Genomic DNA, 807 nt, shown 5'->3' on the forward strand with positions numbered 1-807 from the left:
CTCACCGATCATGTTCATCCCATAGGAGTCTCGCAATTTCCCGGACCTCCTTCACCCCATATCGGCGATGGAACCGACGCATGTCTCGAAATCAAGTCTTCAACAATCCTGCACTTATGCTGAATGACTTTTAGGGTCCATTTTTCCATTATAGAAATATACCTATCATCAAAAACAACAAGATCTCCTTGTGCGTAAATCGAGTTTTCATGATCGATCCGCCTGAAAATTCCAGTTTACTATTAGGACTTTTATGATAAAATAAGAACAAACGTTCGTGTGGAGGGTGGAAGAACTATGGATAGTCGCAATAGGGATCGGGGAACAATCAAATGGACATCATTGATGTTACCTGAACATGTGGAGATGGTGAAAAAACTTTGGAAGGAGGATGAGCGGGTTGAAAAGGGAATTATTGATGAGCAAAAAGCGGTTGAAATTGATTTTTTAATGCAGCGTGCGCTCAACGATGATTTGACCGTAAAAGTGAAGGTTTATAATGGTTTCGATTATGACGATATTTTACTGAAAATGGAATCCATCAATAAGCTCGATCGCAAGGTTACCGGAGTGAATTGGGAAACAAAAGAGCCGGTCCACATCGCCCTGCAAGATATTGCAGATCTTTCAATCATATAAACTTTTGAATTTTGTTCACAAAATGTTCAAGAAAAATGTGAGGAAATCACTGGAATCAATCTTGACGAACAAGTGACCGGGGTAATATATTAAGTAACACATGGGTTTACATGTATTACTAGGACGAAGAAAACGACCGGCAGGAACCGGTCGTTTTCTTTGTCTTTT

Annotated in this window: 1 protein-coding gene; it reads left to right on the forward strand. The window is 39.9% G+C overall.

Annotation, left to right across the window (positions count from 1 at the left end):
• The first annotated feature begins 297 nt into the window (after window positions 1-297).
• Window positions 298-639, forward strand: coding sequence for a YolD-like family protein (locus LD39_RS19430; protein WP_035552156.1), 342 nt, complete (start codon window positions 298-300; stop codon window positions 637-639).
• Window positions 640-807 lie beyond the last annotated feature (168 nt).

It is taken from the genome of Halobacillus sp. BBL2006 (assembly GCF_000786645.1).
In the GTDB taxonomy this organism is placed as follows: domain Bacteria; phylum Bacillota; class Bacilli; order Bacillales; family Halobacillaceae; genus Halobacillus.

Excerpts from the sequence above, each read along its gene's own strand:
- LD39_RS19430 (WP_035552156.1), top strand. The coding sequence starts at position 298 with ATGGATAGTCGCAATAGGGATCGGGGAACAATCAAATGGACATCATTG.